Below are 4,448 nucleotides of genomic sequence, written 5' to 3'. Positions count from 1 at the left end.
TTGGAGCTGATCGAGGTGCAGGTCGGCTCCTATACCGGCGAGGACGACATCATCCGTGTCGAGGATATCTACGGGCGCTGAGGCCTGAACCCGGCACGCTCTGGCGTGGTGAGCGCGAAGGCCGTCGCCTGTAGGCGTTTGTACTCACCCGGCGAAACTTTCCTTCCAATAGGCACGTAAGGGCCCGCGCTGCCCCACTCATAGGGGCTCGGAAGGAAACACGATGCTGATCAAGAATACCGGCCGCACGGCCAAGGTGCTCGCCCTGACGATCGCGCTCGGCCTCGGCGCGAGCGGTGCGGCCTACGCCAAGAACCCGATGGTCGGCGGCGCGCCGATGTACGCCCAGAAGACCATCGTCGAGAACGCGGTCAATTCGAAGGATCACACCACCCTCGTCGCCGCCGTGAAGGCTGCCGGCTTGGTCGACACGCTGAACGGCCCGGGCCCGTTCACGGTGTTCGCACCGACCAACGCCGCCTTCGCCAAGCTGCCGCCGGGCACGGTTGAGAACCTCGTGCAGCCGCAGAACAAGGCGACGCTGACGAAGATCCTGACCTACCACGTGGTCCCGGGCGTCTACACCGCCAAAGACCTGATGGCGCTGGCCAAGAAGGGCGGCGGCCAGGGCGTGCTGACCACCGTCGAGGGCGAGCCGCTCGCCGTCGAGGTGCAGGGCAAGAAGGTCCTGGTCACCGACCAGAAGGGCAACACCGCCACGGTGACCATCCCGAACGTGATGCAGTCGAACGGTGTCATCCACGTCGTCAACGCCGTGCTGATGCCGTAAGGCGTCGCGCCCGCGGCCCGAAAGGGCCGCGGGCTCCAACAGGCGGATCCGCCGCGTCCGGTTATTCGGCGATCAGCTTGCCGGTGTATATAACCGGGCCCGTGGGCTGGCCGCTGGGCGAACCCCCAGGCGGCTCGACGGACACAGCGATCACACCGTCCGGTGCGGTGGCCTGCGGCAGCCTCACCTGACTGGGCGCCGCTCCGACGAGGCCGAGCGGCTTGGCGCCCTCCGCGCCGACATACCATAATTCCAGGCTCCGGCCCGCAGGGGCATCGGCGCCGACGGGCCGGATCTGTGCGAGGCCGGTCTGCGTATCGACCCGCACGATCAGCGCGGGCAGTGCCCCGCCGCCTTGCACGACCGCCAGATAGCGCCCGCCCGCCGGGCTCCGTGACGGGGCGACCGCCACGAACAGCGCGAGGCCCGCGGCGAGCAGGCCCGATCCTGCCGCGGCGACCTGCAAGCGCCTCACCCGACGCCGCAGCTGATGAAGCTCACCCCGCGCCCCGCCGGCCATAACGGGCAGCGCGCGCAGCAGCGATTCGCGGACCCGCGGTGGTGGCGCTGCGGGTGGCACGGCACCCATCAGCGGCGCCAGCCGCCGCTCCCATTCGCCGATGCAGTTGGCCGTGGCAGGATCCTGGCTCGCCTCGCGCTCCAGCGCGGCCCGATCCTGCGCGTCGAGCGTCCCGAGGGCATACTCGGCCGCGCGCATGTCGCGCTCGGACGTCGGCTCCGTGCCGGGCTGGCCGCCGCCGCTCACGAGACAGACTCCAGGCAAGTCTTGAGGCCGGCGAGGGAGCGGTGCAGCCAAGTCTTGATCGTGTTGACCGGCCGGTCGAAGTGCTGGGCGAGTTCCTCCCGGGACTGTCCCTCGCAATAGGCCAGCACCACGCAGTCCCGATGCATAGGATCGAGGCGGCCGAGGCAGGCCAGAAGGGCGTTCCGGTCTAGGAAGTCCGCCGCCCCGTCGTGCGGATCGATCAGCCGCGCCACCCAATCCTCGCCGTGATCCAGTTCCGGGCCCTGATGCTCGACCTTCCGTCTCACGCTGTCGATGGCCCGATTGCGCGCGATGGTGCAGAGCCATGGCAGCGGCGGCCCGGCCTCGGGCCTGTAGGCGCCCGCGGCCTGCCAGATCCGCAGGTAGACGTCCTGAAGCACGTCCTCGGCCAAGGCTCGGTCTCGCTGGATACGCAAGATTAGGCCGTAAAGTTTCGGGCTCGTCAGATCATAGAGTTCGGCCAGCTGGTCCGCCCCGCCCCGGGCGATCTCAGCGAGCAGTCGGCGCAGCGTGCCGTCGTCGGCCAAGAGGGCTCCCCACAAACTCCGAGGCGCCTTCTATCGAACGCCCACCCGGAAGCTGCTTTAAATCAAACTCCCTAACCGTGACGATACCTTGCACGCGCCGGCCCCGCCGAAAGGATCCGAAAACCGGCGAGCGGAAATCCGTCCCTGCGACGCAGAGACCTGTTTTCGGTCCAGGAACAAAGCGGTCCGACCGGTGGATAGCCAGACATGGGACGGAAGCGGCCGCGATCGGCCGCGCCGACGCACGTTTGGAGTCCGGGGATTCACCGCATGAAGCACAAGCCGCTCCGCGAGCAGGTCGTCGTGATCACCGGCGCCTCGTCGGGCATCGGCCTCGCCACCGCCCGCATGGCGGCCGAGCGCGGTGCCCGGGTCGTGCTGGCAGCGCGTAGCGGCGATGCCCTGGCGCGCATCCAGGCTGAGATCGAGGGCGTCGGTGGCAAGGCGCTCCACGTCGTGGCCGATGTCGGCAACCGGGCGGCTGTGCAAGCCATCGCGGATCGTGCGGTGGCAACCTTCGGCGGTTTCGACACCTGGGTGAACGTGGCCGGTGGCTCGATCTACGGAAAGCTGCGCGAGATCAGCGATGCCGACCACGAGCGCCTGATCCAGACAAATTTCTGGGGCACGGTCTTCGGCTCGCTCGTGGCGACGGAGCACCTGCGGCAGGGCGGGGGCGCCCTGATCAACGTCGGCAGCATCGCCTCGGACCTCGCCTTCCCGTACCAGGGCATGTACGCGGCCTCGAAGCACGCGGTGAAGGGCTTCACCGATGCCCTGCGCATGGAACTGCTGCACGAGAATGCGCCGGTCTCGGTCACGCTGATTAAGCCCGCCTCGATCGACACGCCCCTCCCCCAGCGGGCGCGCAACTACATGGACCGCGAGCCGAGCCTGCCGCCGCCGATCTACCCGCCCGAGGAAGTCGCAAACGCCATCCTGCACGCGGCCGTGCATCCGCAGCGCGACATCTTCGTGGGCGGTGCCGGCAAGGCCTTCACGGCCGGCAAGGAATTCGCACCCGGCGCCTACGATCATCTGGCCTCCGCGATCATCGCCCTTCAAAAACGCGCGAGTGCGCCGCGCAATCCGGACGGCGCCCTGCATGCGCCCGTACCGGCCGGCGAAACGCGTGGTGATCCGCCCCTGCCCGTGATGCGCACCAGCGTCTACACGCGGGCGACGCTGCACCCGATGGCGGCCGCCGCCGGTCTTCTCGGGATCGGCGCCGCCACCGCGCTGGCCGTCATGGGCCAGTCCAGCCGCAGGCGGCGCCTGTGATTGACCGCCACCATGACATCTCTGCCCGGGCCCGCTCGGCCACGTCCGGATGAAGCACACGATCCCCGCATCGTGCCGCGCCGGATCGTCGAGCTGACGGATGATCGGACGATCGCATATGCGGAGACCGGATCCGGCCCCGATCTGGTGGCGATCCACGGGACGCTGATGTGCCTGGAGGATCTCTGGCTAGGGCCGGTGCCAGGCCTCGCCGAGCATTTCCGCGTGATCGCGGTGGATCGTCCCGGCCACGGCTTCAGCGTGCGGCCGCGAGGCCGTTCCGCCGACGTCTGGGATCAGGCCGCGCGTATCCGGGAGGCGGTGCGACGCCTCGGCCTGCACAAACCCGTCATCCTGGGGCATTCCTTCGGCGGAGCGGTCGCGCTGGCCTACGGCATGCTCCATCCGGAGGAGATCGCCGGCATCGTCGCGGTCGCGCCGATCTGCTTCCCTGAGCTGCGACTGGAACAGGTGCTGTTCGGCCCCCGAGCCCTACCCTTCGGCGGCGATCAGCTGTCCCACCTCCTCGGCGCGACCACCGACAAAGCGCTCCTGCCGCTACTCTGGAACGCGATGTTCTTTCCGCGAACGATGCCGGAGAAAGTCGCGCGGCACTTTCCGTTCGATCTGGCGGCGCGCCCGGCGCAGATCACCGCCGAGGGCGAGGATGCCGGATGGCTCTGGGCCGGACTGACCCGCAGCGTGCTGGGCTACCCGACCATGCGCGTTCCAGTGCGCATTCTGGCGGCGAGCCCCGATCTCGTGGTGAGTACAGCCCTCAACGCCCAGCGCGCTGCCCGCATGATCCCCGATGCGCGCCTCGAACTGCTGCCCGGTGCCGGCCACATGCTGCATCATTTTCATGAAGAGGCGGTCGTGCGGGCAGCATTGTCACTTCGACCAGCCTAGCAGCCGCGGCTTGCAGGCGTTCGGCTCACAAAGAATACGCAGTCGGCTTCTGGAGAGCTTGGGTGATTGTCGCCCGACGCATGGCGGCTGGTGGCATTATTACGGTTCCGATCCTGCGAACCGGGATGCAGCCGCGTGAAGCAGCGACGGCCTG

General features: G+C 68.6%; 6 protein-coding genes. 4 read left to right on the top strand and 2 right to left on the bottom strand.

All coding sequences use genetic code 11. The features are described from left to right. Both OXS27_RS31785 and OXS27_RS31780 read left to right on the top strand, forming a co-directional pair. The coding region (locus OXS27_RS31785; protein WP_267361401.1) for a hypothetical protein at positions 1 to 81 on the top strand (81 nt) is incomplete at its 5' end. Positions 82 to 223: 142 nt separating this feature from the next. Next, the gene (locus OXS27_RS31780; RefSeq protein ID WP_243916222.1) at positions 224 to 790 is read left to right on the top strand and encodes a fasciclin domain-containing protein; all 567 of its coding nucleotides are present in this window, start codon (positions 224 to 226) and stop codon (positions 788 to 790) included. A gap of 61 nt (positions 791 to 851) precedes the next feature. On the opposite strand, the gene OXS27_RS31775 is transcribed toward OXS27_RS31780, so the two are convergent. Together OXS27_RS31775 and OXS27_RS31770 are read right to left on the bottom strand one after the other, a co-directional pair. Then, complete coding sequence (locus tag OXS27_RS31775; protein WP_267361640.1) at positions 852 to 1,556, bottom strand: anti-sigma factor; 705 nt, start codon at positions 1,554 to 1,556, stop codon at positions 852 to 854. Next, a complete protein-coding gene (locus tag OXS27_RS31770; RefSeq protein WP_267361639.1) occupies positions 1,553 to 2,104 on the bottom strand; it encodes a sigma-70 family RNA polymerase sigma factor in 552 nt (183 codons plus the stop codon). The genes OXS27_RS31775 and OXS27_RS31770 overlap by 4 nt, the downstream gene beginning before the upstream one ends. Before the next feature lie 270 nt (positions 2,105 to 2,374). On the opposite strand from OXS27_RS31770, the gene OXS27_RS31765 reads away from it, so the two are divergent. Together OXS27_RS31765 and OXS27_RS31760 are read left to right on the top strand one after the other, a co-directional pair. Further along, the gene (locus OXS27_RS31765; RefSeq protein WP_267361638.1) at positions 2,375 to 3,385 is read left to right on the top strand and encodes an SDR family oxidoreductase; all 1,011 of its coding nucleotides are present in this window, start codon (positions 2,375 to 2,377) and stop codon (positions 3,383 to 3,385) included. A 72-nt stretch (positions 3,386 to 3,457) separates the two neighbouring features. Continuing rightward, a complete protein-coding gene (locus tag OXS27_RS31760) occupies positions 3,458 to 4,294 on the top strand; it encodes an alpha/beta hydrolase (RefSeq protein ID WP_267361637.1) in 837 nt (278 codons plus the stop codon). Positions 4,295 to 4,448 lie beyond the last annotated feature (154 nt).

The sequence above is a fragment of the Methylobacterium sp. GC_Met_3 genome (genome assembly GCF_026540775.1).
Classification (GTDB): Bacteria; Pseudomonadota; Alphaproteobacteria; order Rhizobiales; family Beijerinckiaceae; genus Methylobacterium.
This window is presented reverse-complemented; position numbering and strand designations above follow the sequence as displayed.